The 952-nt window shown below is 74.8% G+C and carries 1 protein-coding gene; it reads left to right on the plus strand.

Features of this window, described 5'->3' with window-relative positions:
- The first annotated feature begins 267 nt into the window (after window positions 1–267).
- On the plus strand, window positions 268–858 hold the full coding sequence (locus AC2CJA_RS26880) for a 50S ribosomal protein L25/general stress protein Ctc (protein WP_484605240.1): 591 nt from the start codon (window positions 268–270) through the stop codon (window positions 856–858).
- The last annotated feature ends 94 nt before the right edge of the window (window positions 859–952 follow it).

The following is a 952-nucleotide window of genomic DNA, read 5'->3' on the forward strand; positions in this document are numbered from 1 at the left end:
CGCCCCGCCGCCCCGCGCCCCCCCCCGCCCCCCCCCCCCCCCGGCCCCCCCCGCCCCCCCCCCCCCCCCCCCCCCCCCCCCCCCCCCCCCCCCGCCGTGTCCGCCCCGCTGCCGCGGGGCGGTAGACTCGTGGAGTTGCTCGGCGAGGGAGCCGTGCCCGCGGTGGCACGGTGATCCGTTATCGACGCGCTCTTCGCAGCAGGTCAGTCGTGGCCGAGTAGCTCTGGCAACCGCCACAGAACCGACTTGAGAGACGAGGAGTGCGTCATGGCCGACGTCAAGATCTCCGCCGAGGTCCGCAAGGAGTTCGGCAAGGGTGCGTCCCGCAGGCTCCGCCGCGAGGACAAGGTCCCCGGTGTCATCTACGGTCACGGCACCGAGCCGGTCCACGTGGCCCTTCCCGGCTACGACCTGATGATGGCCCTGAAGACCTCCAACGTGCTGATCACGCTGGACATCGAGGGCCGCCAGGAGCTGGTGATCCCCAAGGCCGTGCAGCGCGAGGCCATCCGCGGTTTCCTGGTCCACATCGACCTGCTGGTCGTCAAGCGGGGCGAGCGGGTCACCGTCGAGATCCCGGTCCACACCGAGGGCGAGCTGGCCCCGGGGCAGAACCTGCTGGAGCACGTGCTGAACACGCTGCCGGTGGAGGCCGAGGCGACCCACATCCCGGAGTCGGTGACCGTCTCCGTCGAGGGCCTGGCCGCCGGTGACTCCGTCCTGGCCAAGGACATCCCGCTGCCCAAGGGTTCCTCCCTGGCCGTCGAGGAGGAGACCGTCGTCCTCAACGTGCTGGCCGCGCAGGCCGAGGCGCCCGCGGAGGGCGAGGCCGCCGAGGGCGAGGGCGCCGCGGAGTGATCCGCGGGGCTCGTCCCCCTTCTCCTCCGGCCGGGGGGCGGGGGCCGGGGGGGGGGGGGGGCGGCGGGGGGGGGTTGGCCGCGGGGGGGCGGGT

This window comes from Streptomyces sp. ATLC9 (assembly GCF_057196705.1).

Excerpts from the sequence above, each read along its gene's own strand:
- AC2CJA_RS26880 (WP_484605240.1), top strand. The coding sequence starts at position 268 with ATGGCCGACGTCAAGATCTCCGCCGAGGTCCGCAAGGAGTTCGGCAAG.